General features: G+C 49.0%; 1 tRNA gene and 1 rRNA gene. Both read right to left on the bottom strand.

The annotated features are described in order from the left end of the window. A 23S ribosomal RNA gene (locus HMPREF2886_RS01430) occupies positions 1–585 on the bottom strand; the annotation flags it as partial. Between the two features lie 224 nt (positions 586–809). Next, a tRNA-Ala gene (locus HMPREF2886_RS01425) sits at positions 810–885 on the bottom strand. Between the last annotated feature and the right edge of the window lie 88 nt (positions 886–973).

The raw sequence follows: 973 nt of genomic DNA, 5'->3' as shown, positions 1-973 counted from the left end.
GAATATAAGTCGCTGACCCATTATACAAAAGGTACGCAGTCACCTAACAAGTAGGCTCCCACTGCTTGTACGCATACGGTTTCAGGTTCTATTTCACTCCCCTCTCCGGGGTTCTTTTCGCCTTTCCCTCACGGTACTGGTTCACTATCGGTCAGTCAGTAGTATTTAGCCTTGGAGGATGGTCCCCCCATGTTCAGACAAAGTTTCTCGTGCTCCGTCCTACTCGATTTCACTTCAAAGATCCTTTCGCGTACGGGGCTATCACCCACTATGGCCGCACTTTCCAGAGCGTTCCGCTAAAATCAATGAAGCTTAAGGGCTAATCCCCGTTCGCTCGCCACTACTAAGGGAATCTCGGTTGATTTCTTTTCCTCAGGGTACTTAGATGTTTCAGTTCCCCTGGTTCGCCTCTTGCACCTATGGATTCAGTACAAGATACCTAGGTTATCCTAGGTGGGTTCCCCCATTCAGAGATCTCCGGATCAAAGTCTGTTTGCCGACTCCCCGAAGCTTTTCGCAGGCTACCACGTCTTTCATCGCCTCTGACTGCCAAGGCATCCACCGTATGCGCTTCTTCACTTGACCATATAACCCCAAGCAATCTGGTTATACTGTGAAGACGACATTCGCCGAAAATTCGCGCTTGAACTCGCAAATTTTACCTTGACTTGAATGATCACCAGTGAAAGAGATCATTCAGTCTTACTTCTATCACATACCCGAATTTTTAAAGAACAGTTCTGGTGCAAAGACCAGAAATCAATGTTCATTCACGAACATTCATTTCTGAGCTTTCGACGATTGTTAGATGGTGGAGCCAAGGAGGATCGAACTCCTGACCTCCTGCGTGCAAAGCAGGCGCTCTCCCAGCTGAGCTATGGCCCCGTATCGGATCACGCAGCACACCAACAATTGGTGGGTCTGGGCAGATTCGAACTGCCGACCTCACCCTTATCAGGGGTGCGCTCTAACC

Source organism: Pseudomonas sp. HMSC066A08 (genome assembly GCF_001813025.1).
GTDB classification, from domain to species: domain Bacteria; phylum Pseudomonadota; class Gammaproteobacteria; order Pseudomonadales; family Pseudomonadaceae; genus Pseudomonas; species Pseudomonas aeruginosa.
This window is presented reverse-complemented; position numbering and strand designations above follow the sequence as displayed.